At 57.9% G+C, this 18,438-nt stretch carries 17 protein-coding genes; 6 read left to right on the top strand and 11 right to left on the bottom strand.

Annotation, left to right across the window (positions count from 1 at the left end):
• Nucleotides 1-47: 47 nt before the first annotated feature.
• Together xseA and C8N45_RS02015 are read right to left on the bottom strand one after the other, a co-directional pair.
• A complete protein-coding gene (gene xseA / locus C8N45_RS02020; RefSeq protein ID WP_108384532.1) occupies nt 48-1,550 on the bottom strand; it encodes an exodeoxyribonuclease VII large subunit in 1,503 nt (500 codons plus the stop codon).
• Nucleotides 1,547-2,137 carry a hypothetical protein gene (locus C8N45_RS02015; RefSeq protein WP_108384531.1) on the bottom strand — a complete coding sequence of 197 codons (591 nt, stop codon included), beginning with the start codon at nt 2,135-2,137 and terminating at the stop codon, nt 1,547-1,549. Before C8N45_RS02015 ends, xseA begins: the two co-directional genes overlap by 4 nt.
• A 240-nt stretch (nt 2,138-2,377) precedes the next feature.
• Here C8N45_RS02015 and purD point away from each other — a divergent pair, with 240 nt between their 5' ends.
• On the top strand, nt 2,378-3,640 hold the full coding sequence (purD, locus tag C8N45_RS02010) for a phosphoribosylamine--glycine ligase (protein ID WP_108384530.1): 1,263 nt from the start codon (nt 2,378-2,380) through the stop codon (nt 3,638-3,640).
• Nucleotides 3,641-3,733: 93 nt separating this feature from the next.
• On the opposite strand, the gene C8N45_RS02005 is transcribed toward purD, so the two are convergent.
• The 6 genes from C8N45_RS02005 to C8N45_RS01980 all read right to left on the bottom strand — a co-directional run bounded on the left by C8N45_RS02005 (nt 3,734) and on the right by C8N45_RS01980 (nt 9,533).
• Entirely contained in the window at nt 3,734-4,240 is a 507-nt protein-coding gene (locus C8N45_RS02005; RefSeq protein ID WP_108384529.1) for a CarD family transcriptional regulator, read from the bottom strand.
• A 197-nt stretch (nt 4,241-4,437) separates the two neighbouring features.
• On the bottom strand, nt 4,438-4,773 hold the full coding sequence (gene fdxA / locus C8N45_RS02000; RefSeq protein WP_108384528.1) for a ferredoxin FdxA: 336 nt from the start codon (nt 4,771-4,773) through the stop codon (nt 4,438-4,440).
• A gap of 176 nt (nt 4,774-4,949) precedes the next feature.
• The gene (locus C8N45_RS01995) at nt 4,950-5,525 is read right to left on the bottom strand and encodes a hypothetical protein (protein WP_108385107.1); all 576 of its coding nucleotides are present in this window, start codon (nt 5,523-5,525) and stop codon (nt 4,950-4,952) included.
• A 154-nt stretch (nt 5,526-5,679) separates the two neighbouring features.
• Nucleotides 5,680-6,054, bottom strand: a complete 375-nt coding sequence (locus C8N45_RS01990) for an Hsp15 family ribosome-associated heat shock protein (protein WP_108384527.1) — start codon at nt 6,052-6,054, stop codon at nt 5,680-5,682.
• Nucleotides 6,051-8,915 carry a helicase-related protein gene (locus C8N45_RS01985; RefSeq protein WP_108384526.1) on the bottom strand — a complete coding sequence of 955 codons (2,865 nt, stop codon included), beginning with the start codon at nt 8,913-8,915 and terminating at the stop codon, nt 6,051-6,053. Before C8N45_RS01985 ends, C8N45_RS01990 begins: the two co-directional genes overlap by 4 nt.
• 27 nt (nt 8,916-8,942) lie before the next feature.
• Nucleotides 8,943-9,533, bottom strand: coding sequence for a tetratricopeptide repeat protein (locus C8N45_RS01980; RefSeq protein WP_309498401.1), 591 nt, complete (start codon nt 9,531-9,533; stop codon nt 8,943-8,945).
• Nucleotides 9,534-9,590: 57 nt separating this feature from the next.
• Between C8N45_RS01980 and C8N45_RS01975 the strand changes: the two genes are divergently transcribed.
• From C8N45_RS01975 to C8N45_RS01955, 5 genes are all read left to right on the top strand, one after another.
• Complete coding sequence (locus C8N45_RS01975; protein WP_108384525.1) at nt 9,591-9,881, top strand: SCP2 sterol-binding domain-containing protein; 291 nt, start codon at nt 9,591-9,593, stop codon at nt 9,879-9,881.
• Nucleotides 9,874-10,821: an alpha/beta hydrolase gene (locus C8N45_RS01970; protein WP_309498398.1), complete on the top strand. Its 948-nt coding sequence runs from the start codon at nt 9,874-9,876 to the stop codon at nt 10,819-10,821. The genes C8N45_RS01975 and C8N45_RS01970 overlap by 8 nt, the downstream gene beginning before the upstream one ends.
• Nucleotides 10,822-10,928: 107 nt before the next feature.
• Nucleotides 10,929-11,942 (top strand): ligase-associated DNA damage response exonuclease, encoded by a 1,014-nt coding sequence (locus C8N45_RS01965; RefSeq protein WP_108384524.1) that lies wholly within the window; start codon nt 10,929-10,931, stop codon nt 11,940-11,942.
• Nucleotides 11,939-13,528, top strand: coding sequence for an ATP-dependent DNA ligase (locus tag C8N45_RS01960; RefSeq protein ID WP_108384523.1), 1,590 nt, complete (start codon nt 11,939-11,941; stop codon nt 13,526-13,528). The genes C8N45_RS01965 and C8N45_RS01960 overlap by 4 nt, the downstream gene beginning before the upstream one ends.
• A 62-nt stretch (nt 13,529-13,590) precedes the next feature.
• On the top strand, nt 13,591-15,426 hold the full coding sequence (locus tag C8N45_RS01955; protein ID WP_108384522.1) for a M3 family oligoendopeptidase: 1,836 nt from the start codon (nt 13,591-13,593) through the stop codon (nt 15,424-15,426).
• Between the two features lie 63 nt (nt 15,427-15,489).
• On the opposite strand, the gene C8N45_RS01950 is transcribed toward C8N45_RS01955, so the two are convergent.
• The 3 genes from C8N45_RS01950 to rpoH form a co-directional block, all read right to left on the bottom strand.
• The gene (locus C8N45_RS01950) at nt 15,490-15,771 is read right to left on the bottom strand and encodes a DUF4389 domain-containing protein (RefSeq protein WP_108384521.1); all 282 of its coding nucleotides are present in this window, start codon (nt 15,769-15,771) and stop codon (nt 15,490-15,492) included.
• A gap of 10 nt (nt 15,772-15,781) precedes the next feature.
• The gene (locus C8N45_RS01945; protein ID WP_108384520.1) at nt 15,782-16,756 is read right to left on the bottom strand and encodes a Gfo/Idh/MocA family protein; all 975 of its coding nucleotides are present in this window, start codon (nt 16,754-16,756) and stop codon (nt 15,782-15,784) included.
• 649 nt (nt 16,757-17,405) lie between these two features.
• Nucleotides 17,406-18,302, bottom strand: coding sequence for an RNA polymerase sigma factor RpoH (rpoH, locus tag C8N45_RS01935; RefSeq protein WP_108384518.1), 897 nt, complete (start codon nt 18,300-18,302; stop codon nt 17,406-17,408).
• Nucleotides 18,303-18,438: the final 136 nt, after the last annotated feature.

The following is an 18,438-nucleotide window of genomic DNA, read 5'->3' as shown; positions in this document are numbered from 1 at the left end:
CCCTGAATGGCCCCGAAAATGACGAAACCCGCGACCTGAGACTGACCCTATAGCAGTTTTGCCTGCCGGTCCGCCAAGACAGGCAAGCGGCCATCGGAAAATTCAATCTCCAGCGTTGCCGCTTTGCTGGCGGCTGCCTTGCCGGTCACAACCGCGCCATCACCCCGCACCACAGCATAGCCGCGTTTCAACGTCTCGACATAACCAAGCGTTTCGCGCAACCGATCAAGGGCGTCGAGGCGGGCAATCCGCTCGGCCTGTTGCCGCGCAGCACGTTCCGACAACCGCCGCAAGAACACATCCAGACGTTCCGCCTGACGGTCAATACGATCCTGCAAAAGCTCTGGGCGCAACCCGCGCCCCGCCTGTTCAAGCGAGACAGTCCAATCACGTGACCTGCGTTTTAACGCAGGCCCCAAGCGACCAGACAAGGCCTCCAGCCGCCTGCGGTCTTCGCCAACACGGCGGGCCAAAATGCCCGGACGCAAGGCGGCCTCTGACAGTTGAAGCCGCTTCTTGGCAGCAGCCCCGGTCAGCGCCGCAGGCAGACGTTCGCCCAGATAATCCAGCCTCTGGCGCGGGCCATCGACCAATGTCTCCACCTGTGGCAGCGCACGCCCCAGATCGCGCAGGCGCTGCTGGCGTTGCTGGACGCCTGTGGTCAATGCACGACTCAACCGCGCGCCTTGCTGGTCGACCCATGCAAACAGCTCCATGCGCACAGGCACGGCCAGTTCCGCCGCCGCTGTCGGGGTCGGTGCGCGCTTGTCGGACACGAAATCAATCAATGTCGTATCCGTTTCATGTCCAACTGCAGAAATCAGCGGAATGTCCGACGCCGCCGCCGCGCGGGCGACGATTTCTTCGTTAAAACCCCACAAATCCTCCAGCGAGCCGCCGCCCCGGGCCACAATCAAAAGGTCCGGACGCGGCAAGGCACCGCCGGGGGTCAGGCGGTTGAAACCGGCGATCGCTGCGGCGACTTCGGGCGCGCATTTCTGGCCCTGGACAGCCACCGGCCACACCAGCACCTTGCGCGGGAACCGGTCACGCAACCGGTGCAAAATGTCACGGATCACTGCACCGGACGGCGAGGTGATGACACCAATCACATCTGGCAGGTAGGGCAAGGGGCGTTTGCGCTCCGAGGCAAACAAGCCTTCGCCCTGCAACAGGGCCTTGCGCTTTTCAAGCATCGCCATCAGGGCGCCCACACCGGCAGGTGCGATATCTTCGATGATGATCTGATATTTGGACTGGCCGGGGAATGTGGTCAGCTTGCCGGTGGCCACAACCTCCATGCCCTCTTCCGGGCGATGCGCCAACCCTTGGACACGGCCTTTCCAGATCACGCCAGCCAAGACGGCACGGTCATCCTTGAGATCCAGGTAAATGTGACCGGACGCAGGGCGCGACACCCGCCCCACTTCCCCCCGCACACGAACGTGGGAAAAGCCACCCTCGATCGCCTTCTTTACTGCTCCAGAAAGCTCTGTGACCGTAAATTCGGGGGTATTGTCGGCAGGGGCATCGTCAAAAAGATCGTTCATTCAGTCTCCGGGTGCAGGTTTTGCAATGGAAGTGATGAAAACTTCCAACGCAGGAACATGCTTCCCGTAATAACAAACGCCCCGAAAGCCGCAAATATAATCGACCCGATCAGCAAAGCGAGCGCAAAAGCGGTCAACCCGACAGACCACATCAGAAATGATGACAGGTTCACCGCACCCACGTCCGGGTCGGGCCAATATTGCACTTGCGCGCGTCCAAACTCGCGCGCGTAAAACTCCAGCGTGCGCTCATAGGCCGGGTCTTCTCCGATTGGCAGCGGATCAGCAGCGTAATGGATGGTGCGGCCAATCACGCGCGGGCAGAAATCCTGAAAATAGGCCTTTTCATCGCTGATATGCAGCCGCCAGACCAAGGCGACAATAGGCGACGGCGCAAGCGTTTCGCCCGTGCAGCCGACCAAATACATAAATCTGCGATATTCCTCGACCAATGTGTAACACACATCAATCGAATGGCCCGACTCTTCGTGAAGCCGATCAATCAAAGACCGCGTCAATGGGCGTTCGTGAAAGCTGTATCCTTCAAGCCGATGCCAAAGACGCCGGTCTCTTTTTTCCCGTCTCATAGCGGAGTACCCTCGTACAACGCCCCCAACGCAGAAGTTATTACGATTTTTTCGGGCAGGCCAAGCAAAAGCTGACGGGTCTTTGCAAAAATCAGGAGAGTGTGACTATCAAGCCTAAACCTTGACGTGCGCGGAGCTCGGGCGGGGTTCTCTATCTGGGTCCCTGCACGGTTGTTCACCCGCACAGGATCGTTTATCCGCACGGCAACATATTTTTGCAGGTCATCGAGGGCAGCCCATATGAATATATTGATTCTTGGCAGTGGAGGCCGCGAACATGCATTGGCATGGGCGATCCAGCAGAACCCGAAATGTGACCGTTTGATCGTCGCCCCCGGAAATGCAGGCATCGCGGCAATTGCCGATTGCGCAGATATCGACATTCTGGACGGCGGGGCGGTCGCCACGTTCGCAGAAGAAAATGCCGTTGATTTCATCGTTGTCGGGCCGGAAGCACCACTCGCCGCCGGGGTTGCAGACCGTCTGCGTGCGGCGGGCATGCTTGTCTTTGGCCCCAGTCAGGCGGCAGCCCAACTGGAGGCTTCCAAGTCCTTTACAAAGGCCATCTGCGACGCGTCCGGCGCGCCCACGGCCGCATATGCGCATTTCGACGATGCAGACGCCGCGCGGGCGTACATCCGCGCGCAAGGCGCACCGATCGTAGTAAAGGCCGATGGTCTGGCGGCTGGCAAAGGCGTCATCGTCGCGATGACAGAGGACGAGGCACTGGCAGCGATCGACGATATGTTTGATGGCAGTTTCGGCGACGCCGGGGCCGAAGTTGTGATCGAAGAATTCATGGACGGCGAAGAGGCGTCATTCTTTGTCCTGTCCGACGGAAAAACGATCCTGCCAGTTGGCACGGCACAGGATCACAAGCGGGCATTTGACGGCGACACCGGACCCAACACCGGCGGCATGGGTGCTTATGCTCCAGCCCCCGTCATGACCGACGCGATTACGCAAAAGGCGCTGGATGAAATCATTCAGCCCACCATCGACGAAATGGCAAAGCGCGGCACACCGTTTCAGGGGGTACTGTTTTGCGGGTTGATGATCCAGAACGGGCAGCCACGACTGGTGGAATATAATGTGCGCTTCGGCGATCCTGAATGCCAATGCCTGATGATGCGTTTGGGCGGGCAAATCCTTGATTTGCTACTCGCCTGCGCCGAGGAACGTCTGGACAGTATAAAGGCCGCCTGGGCTGATGACCACGCTTTGACAATTGTGATGGCAGCCAATGGCTATCCCGGTGCCTATCAAAAAGGAAGCGTGATCAAAGGGCTGGAGCGTCAACCCGAAGACAGTTTTCACATGGTGTTTCACGCGGGCACAAGCGCCAGTCAGGGGCAGATCACAGCCAACGGCGGACGGGTATTGAATATCACCGCCCGCGGGGCCAGTCTGGCCGAAGCCCATGAAAGGGCCTATGCCATGGCGCAAAGCATTGATTGGCCTGACGGTTTCTATCGGTCTGATATTGGCTGGCGGGCGCTATAGATTCGCACCACCATCCGGCAATGAAAAAGCCGCACCAGAAAGTACGGCTCTTTGTTTTGGTAAAGTCTGTCGCGAAACGATGTCGCTGCGTAATTAGGCAGCGCGGCTGACCAACACAGAGTCGATCTCGGCTGCGGCGGCATTTTCGTCGTTGCCCGCAACAGCGGCGATTTCGCGCGTCAGCCGCTCCAGCGCGGCCTCGTAAAGCTGGCGTTCCGAATAGCTTTGCTCGCGCTGGTCATCCTGACGATGCAGGTCGCGCACGACTTCCGCGATCGCGATCAGGTCGCCAGAGTTGATCTTTTGCTCATACTCTTGCGCGCGGCGCGACCACATCGCCTTTTTGACTTTCGCCTTGCCCCGCAAGGTTTTCATCGCATGGCTAACCACGTCTGGCGTCGCAAGCGCGCGCATCCCGACTTCCGTTGCCTTGTGGGTGGGTACCCGCAACGTCATCTTGTCTTTCTCAAAAGCAATCACAAAAAGTTCCAGTTCAAAGCCCGCAACTTCCTGTGTTTCCACCTTGATGATTTTCCCCACCCCATGTGCCGGATAAACGACAAACTGCTCTGGGCTGAATTCACTTTTCTTCTTGCTCATGGTCTTCCTTTCACCGCGATCCACCGGTACGCGCGACAAAAAACCGGCGGCAACATCACGTCACCGTCGGGCATCTCGCGCATAACTCTGGATCACTTTTTCCGCATCATTGACGATACTATATCACAAAAATGCACTTTTCGGAAGCGCCGCAAACCCTTAAAAACATGGTTTTTTAGGGAAAACCAGAAAGCGAATCAGCCGCCCTCGCCTGCGGCTTCGGAAAACAGGTCCATCTTGCCCTCTTTCCCGTCCATTTCATCAGCGGTCGGAAGCGGGTCTTTTTTGGTGATGATGACAGGCCACATCTCGGAATATTTACGATTGAACTCGACCCATTTTTCCATGTCCGGCTCTGTGTCAGGCCTGATCGCATCAGCCGGGCACTCTGGCTCGCAGACGCCGCAGTCGATGCACTCGTCAGGGTGGATGACAAGCATGTTCTCGCCTTCATAAAAGCAATCCACAGGGCAGACTTCGACGCAGTCCGTGTATTTGCAGGCGATACAATTGTCGTTGACGATGTAGGTCATTAAGGCATCCGAATAGCTATCTGTGCCTTGCTAGAATAGACAGCGGTGTCATTCAAGATGCATTGCCCGGCATAGATCATCATTTTGGGTTCACGAAACCGCTATCCGCAAAAAGCGCTTCAGCCAATACTGAAGCGCCTCATAGGTGCCGTTTGTTTCCGACAAGTCGGCGGTATTTATTGCGCCAGATAGGTCAAATCGATCGCCACAGTCATTGCACCGATGACTTCTGATGTGTCCGGGTCGACCATCGGGATCGAGACCTGCGATTGAACCGCTTGCGTTGACTGGTCCAATTCGACGTCGCCCAAATGGACGGCATCCGGGCCCATCGGGTAGGTTTGCGTGAATTTCGCCTCGTCACCTTGCCAGTAGTCGGATGTAACGGCGGATGCCGCAACATTCATGCCATGGGAATCCATGATGAATACCTCAGTAATGGCCCCAGCAGATGCAACGACCTGTTCTCGCAAGAAATTTGCCGCAGGATTGATGAGCACTTCTTCGATGTTTTCCGCACCTTCGATGTCGACCTGCGCGCGCCACAAAAGGTCCGCCTGATCAATCATGGCCTGATCGAAGTCAGCTGTTCTGACGTTCTGTTCGTTGATAGCCTCAACGAGGACGGGATTGGATGCCCATGCCCGAATATTTGTTTCAAGAAAGTTTTGCAGCGCGCCATGGTATTCATCGGCATGGGCCAAAGAACCGGAGCCCGCAAGGAATAGAAGCCCGAGAGTAGCTAGTCGCATTTTTGTCGCCTTTTGTTTGAACTGAAAATCATGGGCCACACGGTAGCCCCGTTTCGTTTCTGAAAGGTGAATAGGCGCACGATAAAAAGGCTGCCCTAGATGACGGCCATCTGACCGGAAAAGCGCGTTTGCGGCGGTCGCCGGGGTCAGGACCCTAGTCCAACCTCATATCACGTCGGTCTTTCTTGGTTGGCCGACCGCCGCCCTCATAGCGTGGGTTCGGCCCGCGCGCCTGCACCGGGCGGGGCTTGGTGGCAGGGGTCAGATCTTCATAAAGCGCTTGGGCTTCGGGGGCTGGTCCGCGCCGCTCTCCGCAGGCGAGGACTTTCACGACCCGTGCTGTGTCAGCCTGCACAAAGGTCAGCACATCTCCCGCCCCGACCGCACGCGCAGGTTTGCTGACGGGGGTACCATCAACGCGGACCTTGCCACCTGAAACAACCCCGGCGGCAAGGCTGCGCGATTTGAAGAACCGCGCATGCCATAACCACTTATCCAGCCGGATCGTTTGCCGGGGCGCGTTGGTCAATTTTTCTTGAACCCTGCCAAGGCTGCGGCAAAAGGATTGTCGGGATCAATCTGCTTTTCCTTCTTGGGTTTGGCCTGAAACCTTTGCGGCTTGTTGTTGCCACCAGCTCCCGGTTTGCCCTTGCCCTTGGGTTTGCCCTTGCCACGTGGTTTGTCGCCTTGCGGGCGTGCATTCTGACGGGCGCTGCGACCGCCCCACGTGAAGGTATAAAACACTTCGGTTTCCGGGCTGGCGACAGCAGCATCAGCCGCCACACCCACCGGTGTCTCATTCGCAGCCGTCTCGGGCACCGGCGCGCTGGCGGGCTGTTCGGCGGGCTCGGCAATGACAGGCGCTTCACCCTGATCGGGGATCTGGTCAACGGGCACATCTTGTGGCGTATCCACCGCATCAACAGCCGCCCCCTCATTGGGGGCATCGCGATCCATCACGGGTGTGCTGTCGGACACATCCTGCGCCGCACCGGGCACAACGGCAGTGACAGGCTTGACCTTTTCACGCTCGGCTTTTTCGGCCTTGTAACCCAAGCCTGTCATCAAGTCGGCAAACTGATCAAGTGTCATGCCCGTAATCGACAACATATCGGGGTTGGCCTCGAATCCGCCGCGGCTGTCCTGGGCGCGCAGCATGTCAGCCAGACGTTCCAGCATATCGATACGGATCGCACGTTCGCCAGCGGCGCGGTATCCGGCCATGGCGTAATAGCCCGGGACAGCGTCCTTGGCGGCCGGAACTGTAACAAGGCCCGGCGGCGGGCTTTCGGGGAATTCCGACAGGCCCTTGGTCAGGGACCAAAGGACCAGTCGCAAGCGCGTCGGGGCAGGTTTCAGCAACAGTGGCTGAAAGATCGTAAACTGGCCAAAACGCACACCATGCTTGCGCAGCGCGCCTCTGGCGTCCTGGTCAAGCGCCTTGACCTCATCGGCCACCTCGCCCCGCGGAATAATGCCGAACCCTTCGGCCATCCGGTAGGCAAAGCCTTTGGCCGCACCTTCAAGGGTGTCGTCGTTCTTGAGCGCCAGCAGGCCCTCGAACCCGGCCGCAATCTTGCGGTCGATGAAGTGCTGCAAACGGCGCTGGACCTTGGCGGCGACATCAGGGCCTGCCTCATCATCGACAAACTCCTCAACGCCTGGCTTGAAGGGATCGGCGCCGGCAACCAGCTTGCCCACGGCCTGATCACCCCACATCAGCCCACCCTGTTCGGTGAAATCAATTTCGGGATCAGGGGAATTGTAAAACCTGTCAGCCAGCAAATGAAATTGTGGCACAAGCGCCTGAACCGATGCAGCGCGCAGTGTCTTGGCCTCGTCCGGGCTGCCCGCCTTGTCCATGCGAAAGCGAAACCCTTCCAACCGTCCGACAAATTCGCCTTCTACGGTTACTTCACCCTTTTCGTTCACGTCAGCCAAAAGGCTCTCCTTCTGTTTGAGCCGGCGAAGCAGAATACTGGTCCGCCGGTCCACAAATCTTTGTGTCAATGCGCCATGCAGCGCGTCTGATAATCGGTCTTCTACAGCGCGAGTCTCTTCACGCCAATGTGATTCTTCCTTTAGCCAGCCATTGCGTTGGGCCACATAAGTCCAGGTGCGAATATAGGCCAGCCGCTTTGACAGCGTATCAATATCGCCATCCGTGCGGTCAATCCGGCGCACCTGCAACCCGAACCAATTGGCGGACACATGCCCAAGTTGGTGCAAATCGTTATATATATGGGTCAGGAGGCTAGCATGTTCTCCCGCAGAAATCCCGCGAAAATCGGGAATTCTGCAAACATCCCACAAAAGCCTGACGGATGGGCCGTCAGACGCGCGGGCGGCGACCTCCGGATCTGCAGCCAGCGCCTTGAGCGCACGCAGGTCATCGCTTTCACGGACACGGCTGAGCCAGATATCATCGGTGCGGGTCTCCAGATTGGCAATCAGACGCTTTATTGATCCGAATTGCAGATCGCCATTGCGCCATTGCAGCTTCTTGACCGGTTGAAAACGATGGTCGCAGATGGCTCCGGCCACGCCTTCATCCAAGGCCGGGGCCTCGCCTGTGACGCCAAATGTCCCGTTGTCGACATGACGACCGGCACGGCCTGCAATCTGGGCCAGCTCCTCTGGCATCAGATGGCGCATCCGGCGGCCATCGAATTTGGTAAGGGCAGAAAAGGCCACGTGACTGATATCAAGGTTCAGGCCCATCCCGATCGCATCAGTCGCGACCAGATAATCGACATCGCCGTTCTGGTACATCTCGACCTGCGCGTTGCGGGTGCGCGGGCTGAGCGCGCCCATGACCACCGCAGCGCCGCCCTTGGTCCGGCGCAGCAATTCTGCGATTGCATAGACGTTTTCAACCGAAAATCCGACGATCGCAGACCGCGCCGGCATGCGGCTGATCTTCTTTGAGCCTGTGTAACTGAGCTGCGACATGCGTTCGCGGCGCATGAACTGGGCATCGGGCACCATGGCTGCAATCGCCCCGCGCATCGTTTCGGCCCCCAGAAACAGTGTTTCATGCAGGCCGCGGGCGTGCAGCAACCGGTCGGTAAAGACATGGCCGCGTTCGGGATCGGCGCAAAGCTGGATTTCATCGACCGCCAGAAAATCGCATCCCATACCCTCGGGCATCGCCTCGACCGTGCAGACCCAGTATGCCGCGCGGGGTGGCACGATCCTTTCTTCCCCTGTGACCAGCGCCACAACAGAGGGGCCGCGCACTGCAACGATGCGGTCATAGACCTCGCGGGCCAACAGGCGCAGCGGCAGACCTATCACCCCGGTGCGATAGGACAGCATGCGCTCGATCGCATAGTGGGTCTTGCCCGTGTTGGTCGGGCCTAAAACAGCCGTGATCCGAGAGGAAATCATACGTGTTCCTGTCCACGGGAAGCGCGATTAGAGTGCGCGTCCCTCAAGCTCGACTTGCAGGGTATCGACAGCCTGTCTGGCCTCGGGCGATTGCGGGTTCAACTCCAGGATCAGGGCGTAGAGTTCAAGCGCATCATCAACCCGCTCCAGTTCGCGCATAATGTTTGCCAAACCGCGCATCGCCTCGAAATGACGCGGGTTGAGCCGCAGCGTGGTTTCGATATCGGACAATGCAGGGCCAATCAAACCCATCGCGTAATAGGATGTCGCCCGCCCGAAATACCCTTCCGAGAATTCCGGCGCATGATCAACGACCGCGCTGAAATGCTGAACGGCGACATCGGGATTGCCTTCTTGCAGCGCCTCTTGTCCGCGCCGCAGCAACAGGTCCATCGCCGGCGAGCCGCTTTTTTCCCACTGGGCAATGATCTGGCGTTCGATACGCGCGTAGCTATCTTCGTCGGCACCCAAAAGCTCTTGATAAAGCTGGTCCAACGGGGTCTGCTCGTCCTGCGCCGACACGGGAAGCGGTAAGGAAAACCCTACTCCCAGAAAAAGTGCCGCAACGATACATTTGAAGCGATGTGTTTGCGTGATCATAAGTCCAATGTAGCGCACCCAGCGGTCAACACCAGAGGGCGCGGGTAACAACATCAACATAGAGGACGAAAAAACATGAGCGACGTTGTAACAGAGGCGGTAGCCGCACTGACTGCGAAAATGGACGGTGCCGGCTTTGAAGGGTCCGCGAAGTTCGTTATCGAAGACGAAGGGGCAATCGTGATTGACGATGACGGGGTGCGCGCCGATGATGCGGAAACCGAGGTAACGCTGACCGCTGACACCGATACATTCAAAGCCATTCTGGATGGTGAATTAAACCCGACGACCGCTTTCATGACACAAAAGCTGTCAATTGACGGTGATATGGGCGTCGCCCTGAAGTTGGCTGGCGTCCTTGCTTGATTTCATGGACTGCGCCCCCTTTTTTGATGATATTGCTCACGGGCCGGACGGGGGCGCGGCACATTGGTTACATACCGCTGATGGGCTGCGCATTCGCGTGGCCCACTGGCCCAAGACAGATGCCAAAGGGACGGTGCTGATCTTTCCCGGACGCACCGAGTACGTTGAAAAATATGGACGGAGCGCGCAGGCACTGGCCGATCGGGGCTATGCCAGTCTGGCCGTTGACTGGCGCGGGCAAGGGATCGCTGACAGGATGATGGACAACAGGGCCATTGGCCATGTCGGACGCTTCTTTGATTACCAGAAAGACGTGGATGCGCTTGTCGCGCACGCAAAGACGCTTGATCTGCCCCGCCCGTTCTTTTTGATCGGGCATTCGATGGGGGGCTGCATTGGGCTGCGCGCCCTGATGAGAGGGCTGGATGTAAAGGCCGCGATGTTTTCCGCGCCGATGTGGGGGATACAAATGTCGCTGGCGCTGCGGCCCGTCGCATGGGGTCTGTCAACGATGAGCAAACCCCTGGGATTTGACGACGCGCTGGCGCCCGGCCAATTTGAACAGCCTTATATATTGCGTGCCGATTTTGCAGAAAACACGCTCACGGCAGATCGGGAGATGTTCAACACATTGCGGGATCAAGTGCGGGCACACGCCGATCTGGGGCTGGGGGGTCCGTCTTTGCGCTGGCTGAATAAGTCTCTGCGGGAAATGCACCGGCTAAGCCTGCGCCCGGCACCAGATGTACCCTGCATTACATTCCTCGGCAGCGAAGAGGCGATTGTTGATCCCGAACGCATACGCCGTCGGATGCATGATTGGCCCGGTGGTGCGTTGCATGTGATCGCGCGCGGGCGGCACGAAATGCTGATGGATGCCCCCAGACTGCGCGAGACGATGCTTGATCAGACGGCCGCACTTTTTGATGCGCACAGGTGAGATGGGTTAAAACCCATCTTACGGTCCTTCAACGTCGGCCAGACAATGCAGTGTAAGATGGATCTTGATCCGTCGCCCTCGTATAAACGCGCACTACATAGCGTTGCATGACAGACGTACTTACCTTTACCGACAGGGGCATCTACTGTCCCGCAGGCGACTTCTATATCGACCCATGGCAGCCGGTCGAAAAAGCGCTGATCACCCACGCGCATAGTGACCATGCGCGATCCGGCATGGGGCATTATCTCGCGACAGAACAGACCGCTCCCGTCATGCGCCACCGGCTGGGCCCCATCCGTCTGGAAACCCTCCCTTTCGGACAGGAACGCCAGATCGGCGCGGCCCACGTGTCCTTTCATCCGGCGGGCCATGTGCCGGGGTCCGCGCAAATCAGGGTTGCCGTCAAGGGTGAGGTCTGGGTCGCCTCGGGCGACTACAAGACGGTCGCAGACGGGCTGTCCGAACCTTTCGAGCCAGTGCCCTGCCATGCTTTCATCACAGAATGCACCTTTGGCTTGCCAATCTTTCAATGGACCCCGCAGGATATCCTTGCCCGGCAGATCAACGATTGGTGGGCTACAAATGCTGCAGCAGGCAAAGCATCGATTCTCGGGGCCTATGCCTTGGGCAAGGCGCAACGGCTGCTCAGCACTGTCAACCACGATATTGGCCCGATCCTGACGCACGGCGCTATCGAGAATACAAACGAAGTCCTGCGCAATCAGGGCGTAGTGCTGCCCAAAACCACCCGAATCACACCAGACCTGAACCCCAAAGACCACCCCGGCGCGTTGATCCTTGCCACGCCCAGCGCACTTGGCACCACATGGGCGCGCCGCTTTGGGCCTGCCTCGACCGCGTTTGCCAGCGGCTGGATGGCCCTGCGCGGGGTGCGTCGTCGCCGCGCCGCAGACCGGGGGTTCATCGTGTCAGACCACGCCGATTGGGAAGGGCTCAATGCCGCCGTCAAGGCGACGGGTGCTACCCGGATCTTTACCACCCACGGCTACACCTCTGCCTTTCAGCGTTGGCTGTCAGAGCAGGGCTATGACGCGCATATCGTCAGCACGGACTACCAGGGCGAGTCCCTCGATCAAACCGAGGAGGCCGAAGCATGAAGGACTTTGCCGCCCTCTTCACGCGCGTCGACGAAACCACAAAGACCACGGTCAAGACCGCCGCCCTTGCCGACTATTTCCGCACAGCATCACCACAAGACCGGCTATGGACAATTGCGCTATTTACCGGACGGCGGCCCAAACGGGTCATCACCGCTACAAAATTGCGTGAATGGGCAGCGCAGGTCGCAGGCCTGCCCGATTGGCTGTTTGAGGAAAGCTACGGCATCGCAGGCGATCTGGCCGAAACCATCGCGCTGGTCCTGCCAGAAGCAAAGCAGACAAACGACGCCTCCTTGTCCGACTGGATCGACTATATCAAATCGCTGGCCACACGCGACGATGATGCACGCAAAGCGGGGATTTTACAGGCATGGGATAGCCTTGAGCCCACGCAAAGGTTCCTTTTCACCAAACTGCTCACCGGGGGCTTTCGTATCGGTGTCAGCGCGAAATTGATCACCCGCGCATTGGCGCAGGCGACCGGCCAGCCAGAGGCCGAACTGACCCACAAACTGATGGGCAACTGGACCCCCGACAGCGTGACATGGGACACATTGATCGAGGCAGACGACCCAACGGCAGACCTGTCCCGCCCCTACCCGTTCTATCTGGCCTATCAGCTTGATGACCTTGGCGCACTTGGTCCGCCATCAAATTGGCACGCGGAACGCAAATGGGACGGGATCAGGGGGCAGTTGATCATCCGCGGGGGCACACACTACCTGTGGTCGCGGGGCGAGGATTTGATGACGGACCGCTTTCCCGAACTGGCCCAGTTGCAGGACTTTCTGCCTGATGGCACCGTGATTGACGGTGAAGTGCTGGCCTTTGCCGACGATAAGCCGCTGTCGTTCAATGCGCTGCAAAAACGGATCGGGCGCAAGACCGTGCCAAGAAAGCTTTTGACCGAGGCCCCGGTTATCATCATGGCCTATGACCTGCTGGAACACCAAGGGCAGGACGTGCGCAAACACCCCCTGCAAGCCCGGCGTGAACTGTTGGAAAGCACTATCGCAGAGTTGCCACAGGCTGCTCCGCTCAGGCTTTCCAAAGGGCTGGAATTTCAGAACTGGGATGATCTGGCGGCGGCACGCGACCAATCGCGGGCTGTCGGGGCCGAGGGACTGATGCTGAAACACCGCGACAGCCCCTATCTGTCAGGGCGCAAAAAAGGTGACTGGTGGAAATGGAAGATTGATCCGCTGACAATTGATGCGATCATGATCTACGCGCAGGCAGGCCATGGACGACGGGCGAACCTGTTCACCGATTACACCTTTGCCGTCCGTAATGGCGCTGATCTGGTCCCATTTACCAAGGCCTATTCCGGGCTGACCGACAAAGAATTTCGCGCAATCACGGCTTGGGTCCGCAAAAACACGCTTCAGCGTTTTGGACCGGTGCGGCAGGTGCCCCCAACCCATGTTTTCGAGATTGCTTTTGAAGGTATTCAAGCCAGCCCGCGGCACAAATCAGGCGTCGCCCTGCGGTTTCCGCGCATGCTGCGCTGGCGGCAGGACAAGCCGGTCGCCGAAGCCAATACATTGGACGACCTGAAAGAAATGCTCGACACGTACGGCTGAACAGCTTTTAACCTCGCGCGACAGAGACTATTTATCGTGAACACAGCCAAAATGAGGCGACAATGAGTTTTCAAACACCCGCAGATTTTCCCAAACCCTTATTTGATGCCAATGCCAGCGGCGGCGACGCCTTTGGCGATCTTCCCGAATGGGACCTGAGCGATCTTTACTCAGGCACCGACAGCCCCGAACTCGCCCGCGATCTGGACTGGCTGGAAGATGAGTGCGCTGATTTTGCCAAGTCATACGAGGGCAAGCTAGCAGGTCTTGATGCGGCCGGGCTTTTGAAGGCCGTGCAGCGCTATGAGCAGATCGACGTGATTGCCGGGCGCATCATGTCATTCGCCGGGCTGCGCTATTATCAAATCACCACCGACAGCGATCGGGCCAAATTCATGGCCGACTGTCAGGACAAGATCACCAATTTCACAACACCACTGGTCTTTTACGGTCTGGAATTCAACCGGCTTGACGATGCGCACCTGACCAGTCTGCTGGACGCAAACGCCGACCTTGCCCGTTACAAGCCGGTATTTGACCGGATGCGTGCAATGAAACCGCATCAACTGTCCGATGAGCTTGAGAAATTCCTGCACGATCAATCGACCGTCGGGGCCGCCGCATGGAACCGTCTGTTTGACGAAACGATGGCAGGTCTGGAATTTGAAGTAGATGGTGAAACGCTCAGCCTTGAGGCCACGCTTAACCTGCTGACAGAACAGGACAGGTCAAAGCGCGAAGCCGCGACACGCGCACTGACCGTCGTTTTCCGTGAAAACATCAAGATCTTTGCGCGCGTGCACAACACGCTGGCCAAGGAAAAAGAGATTGAAGATCGCTGGCGCAAGATGCCCACCCCGCAAACCGGACGACACCTCGCGAACCATGTGGAACCGGAAGTCGTACAGGCCCTGCGCGACGCGGTCGTGGCCGCCTACCCCCGCCTGTCGCACCGTTATTACGCGCTCAAGGCCAAATGGCTGGGGCTGGAGCGGATGCAGGTCTGGGACCGCAATGCCCCCTTGCCGATGGAGGACACCAAGGTCGTCAACTGGGACGAGGCGCGCGAAACGGTCCTGACCGCCTATGCAGAGTTCGACCCAAAGATGGCTGACATCGCCAAGCCCTTCTTTACCAAAGGTTGGATCGATGCCGGTGTAAAGCCGGGCAAGGCCCCGGGGGCCTTTGCCCACCCGACGGTGACACCGGTGCATCCTTATGTGATGCTGAATTATCTGGGTAAACCGCGCGATGTGATGACCCTTGCCCACGAGTTGGGACATGGGGTGCATCAGGTTCTGGCTGCCGAACAGGGCGAATTGCTGTCCTCAACCCCGCTGACACTGGCCGAAACCGCCTCTGTCTTCGGTGAAATGCTGACCTTTCGCAAATTGCTGGATGGGGCCAGAACCAAGCAAGAGCGCAAAATCCTTTTGGCTGGCAAAGTCGAGGATATGATCAACACCGTTGTCCGCCAGATCGCGTTCTACGACTTTGAATGCAAACTCCATGCTGCCCGCGCCAAGGGCGAATTGACCCCGGACGACATCAACGCGCTCTGGATGTCGGTACAGGCAGAAAGCCTTGGCCCGGTGTTTGACTTTGTGGACGGCTATGAAACCTTCTGGTCCTACATCCCGCATTTCGTACATTCACCGTTCTATGTCTATGCGTACGCATTTGGCGACGGTTTGGTGAACGCGCTCTACGCGGTCTATGAGGAGGGCGACCCCGACTTCCGCAACAAGTATTTCGACATGCTGCGCGCTGGCGGATCAAAGCACCACAAGGAACTATTGGCACCTTTCGGGCTGGATGCGTCTGACCCGAAATTCTGGGACAAAGGACTGTCAATGATCAGTGGCATGATTGATGAACTGGAAGCGATGGAAGACTGATCGCAGAGCCCGGTCCCGTTGGGGCCGGGCATGCGTTTGGTGGGGCGCTGGCGCCGACCGCGGTCAGTCCAGTTCAGTCCACGGCCACGGCTTCACTTCGCTGGCAGCAGTCTGGTAACGGGCGGCCTTGGCCATCCAGACCCCCATCGTGGTGCCCATTTCGGCCAGTTGTTCATTGGGTTCGCGGTTGCTGAGCAGCATGATCAGGAATTGCGCCACCATCATCAGCCCCAACAACGTGCTCGCCATGCTCATCAGCACTGCGATGATCACCATGTTCACAAGGCGAAGCCAGATATTCTCGAAATCCGCGTCGTGGTCTGGTGCGTCTTGATCCTTGGCCATAGTAGACCTCCTATTTTGCAGGCCCGCCTGCGGCGACAACCATCTCTATCATCTTTTGTGTTCCACGGGAAAATTCAAGAGGGCACGGGTACGCCGCACCACTCTGTGCGGATCTGCAAAAACTCTCGACCTGTAGAACATACTGGTTCACGCCGGGCCAACGCTCTGTCGTGACCCTATCGCCCTGCTCCAACACAAGCTGTGCCATATCATGCACGTTGGCATTGAACGGGCAGGTCAGTGTCAATACCCCACTATCACCGTGAAAGGTGATTTCCTGCCGTTTGGCCATGCGCATCGACACGATCGCACTGTAGGTGAAATCAGGAAAATTGGCTGCAACCTGTGCAAACACATCCACGTCGTTTTCATAGCGCAACTTGGCATAGGGCACTGCGGCGGGTTCCAGCCCTGTCACAAAACGGGCAGCGCCAAAGGTATAGACACCGATGTCGCGCAGACCACCACCGCCGGTTTCGGGGCGGTTGCGGATGTTATCGGTCGCCTCTGCGTTGTTGTAGCTAAAGACTGTATCCACATGCACCAGATTGCCAATGGCCCCTGCGGCAACCAGTTCACGGGCGCGCAGGAACTGCGGGTGATGCACGATCATATAGGCCTCTGCCGCCAGTTTGCCTGATGTATCGCGGGCCGCAATCAGCGCGTCAAATTCAGCGTCCTCCATGACCATCGGCTTTTCGCACAAGACATGCTTGCCCGCTTCCAGCGCCTTGAGCGTCCATGCCACGTGCAGGTGATTAGGCAGAGGGATGTAGACGGCATCAATATCAGGGGCCGCCAGCAACGCATCGTAGCTGTCGTAAATCTGGATATCAGGGGCAAAGGCCTGAAACCCCTCCGCCTTCTGCGGGTCGGACGTGGCCAATGCCGAAAACTGTGCGCCACGCGCGGCATGAATGGCCGGTGCCATGAAATTAAGGGCAAACTCAGCGGCGCCTAAAACGCCCCAACGGATGGGTTGCATGGGATTCTCCTTGTCTTGCGCGCGATGTTAGCGCCAACGCAAGGTCAAGGGAATGTCCCAACAGTTTTTTGCAGCCCTCAATGGGCAGAGGCCATTTGCCCCCCAAAGACCGCATCAGCCTGCCACAAGTGGCGCCGTGAAGGTGTACTGCCGGGATCGATGTCGACGGTGACGGCGCATCGGTTTTCAATCTGCTGGCGGGAGTCACGGATCAGTCCGACCAATTCGGTCAACCGCTCTTTTCTTGATGTTGTCACGCGCGGGTCTCACTTCATTACGCAATCAGCCACCACCCGCGATCTATCTGCGCATCGAAATGGACCTGCGATTGTCCAAAGGCTGGCAAGATTACGACCTTATCAAGGTGACAAAACTCAATTGTCTTGGCGTCGGGTTCAGAACGGCAATCGCGCGTTAAAAATGACCAACCTCGCAAATTATGGTGGTCCGCTGTGCGGGACGAAGTTGCGGTTGGCATTTCGCAGAACTCTGTCCATTTGGTACAACCGCCCGGCGCAGTCCGGGCATCGCCCGACCACCCCCCTGTGTCAGAATGGGCTCAAAACAGACAACAAGCGTTCACGCACATCAACAAAAAAAAAACGCGGCAGTTCCCCTGCCGCGCCCTGCAAAGTCTGTCTGTGCGTGGCTAGGCCGTCGCCAGCATGCCCTTTTCGCGGGCAAGGTCCTGCATCTTTTTCTGTAACTTTTCAAACGCGCGGACTTCGATTTGACGAATCCGCTCGCGGCTGACGTCATATTGCCCGCTAAGGTCTTCCAACGTGACCGTCGTCTCTGACAGGCGGCGCTGCACCAGAATGTCCTTTTCACGGTCGTTCAATACCTGCATGGCTTCGGCCAGCAATTCGCGGCGCGCGTCCAGTTCGTCGTGCGCTTCATAATCGGCGGCAGTGTTGGCGCTTTCGTCCTCAAGCCAGTCCTGCCACTGCATCGAACCTTCACCGTCAGAGCCAACCTGCGCATTCAGCGACGCATCACCACCCGACAAACGGCGGTTCATCGAGATGACCTCATCCTCGGTCACGCCCAGATCAGTCGCGATCCGTTTCACATTTTCAGGGCGCATGTCGCCATCTTCCAGCGCGCCAATTCGTGATTTGGCCTTGCGCAGATTGAAAAACAGCTTCTTTTGCGCCGACGTCGTGCCCAGTTTGACCAGCGACCATGACCGCAGAATATATTCCTGAATAGAAGCCCTGATCCACCACATGGCATATGTGGCCAAGCGGAACCCCTTTTCAGGGTCAAACCGTTTGACAGCCTGCATCAGGCCAACGTTGGCCTCTGAAATGACCTCGGCTTGTGGCAGACCGTAGCCGCGATAGCCCATGGCGATCTTGGCAGCCAGACGCAGGTGCGATGTCACCAACTGGTGCGCGGCGTCAGTGTCTTCATGATCAACCCAGCGCTTGGCAAGCATATATTCCTGCTCTGGCTCGAGCATGGGGAACTTGCGAATCTCTTGCATATAGCGGTTCAGCCCGCCTTCCGGTGTCGGTGCCGGTAAGTTTTTATAGTTACTCATCTGTCCTGCCCTCCCTTATGTATAAAGGCTTAACATTGATTTGGGGACACTAGCTCACCTTTTCAAGAGGTGGTTATGTGAATTTGGTAAACACAATATGAACTGATTGGTTCAGTTTCGTAAGGGGGATTTTCGT

Origin of the sequence: Yoonia sediminilitoris, from assembly GCF_003058085.1 — a bacterium.
Classification (GTDB): Bacteria; Pseudomonadota; Alphaproteobacteria; order Rhodobacterales; family Rhodobacteraceae; genus Yoonia; species Yoonia sediminilitoris.
This window is presented reverse-complemented; position numbering and strand designations above follow the sequence as displayed.

Bases quoted from the DNA above. Each gene is read 5' to 3' on its own strand.
- xseA (WP_108384532.1), bottom strand. From the start codon at position 1,550: ATGAACGATCTTTTTGACGATGCCCCTGCCGACAATACCCCCGAATTT.
- C8N45_RS02015 (WP_108384531.1), bottom strand. From the start codon at position 2,137: ATGAGACGGGAAAAAAGAGACCGGCGTCTTTGGCATCGGCTTGAAGGA.
- purD (WP_108384530.1), top strand. From the start codon at position 2,378: ATGAATATATTGATTCTTGGCAGTGGAGGCCGCGAACATGCATTGGCA.
- C8N45_RS02005 (WP_108384529.1), bottom strand. From the start codon at position 4,240: ATGAGCAAGAAGAAAAGTGAATTCAGCCCAGAGCAGTTTGTCGTTTAT.
- fdxA (WP_108384528.1), bottom strand. From the start codon at position 4,773: ATGACCTACATCGTCAACGACAATTGTATCGCCTGCAAATACACGGAC.
- C8N45_RS01995 (WP_108385107.1), bottom strand. From the start codon at position 5,525: ATGCGACTAGCTACTCTCGGGCTTCTATTCCTTGCGGGCTCCGGTTCT.
- C8N45_RS01985 (WP_108384526.1), bottom strand. From the start codon at position 8,915: ATGATTTCCTCTCGGATCACGGCTGTTTTAGGCCCGACCAACACGGGC.
- C8N45_RS01975 (WP_108384525.1), top strand. From the start codon at position 9,591: ATGAGCGACGTTGTAACAGAGGCGGTAGCCGCACTGACTGCGAAAATG.
- C8N45_RS01965 (WP_108384524.1), top strand. From the start codon at position 10,929: ATGACAGACGTACTTACCTTTACCGACAGGGGCATCTACTGTCCCGCA.
- C8N45_RS01960 (WP_108384523.1), top strand. From the start codon at position 11,939: ATGAAGGACTTTGCCGCCCTCTTCACGCGCGTCGACGAAACCACAAAG.
- C8N45_RS01955 (WP_108384522.1), top strand. From the start codon at position 13,591: ATGAGTTTTCAAACACCCGCAGATTTTCCCAAACCCTTATTTGATGCC.
- C8N45_RS01950 (WP_108384521.1), bottom strand. From the start codon at position 15,771: ATGGCCAAGGATCAAGACGCACCAGACCACGACGCGGATTTCGAGAAT.
- C8N45_RS01945 (WP_108384520.1), bottom strand. From the start codon at position 16,756: ATGCAACCCATCCGTTGGGGCGTTTTAGGCGCCGCTGAGTTTGCCCTT.
- rpoH (WP_108384518.1), bottom strand. From the start codon at position 18,302: ATGAGTAACTATAAAAACTTACCGGCACCGACACCGGAAGGCGGGCTG.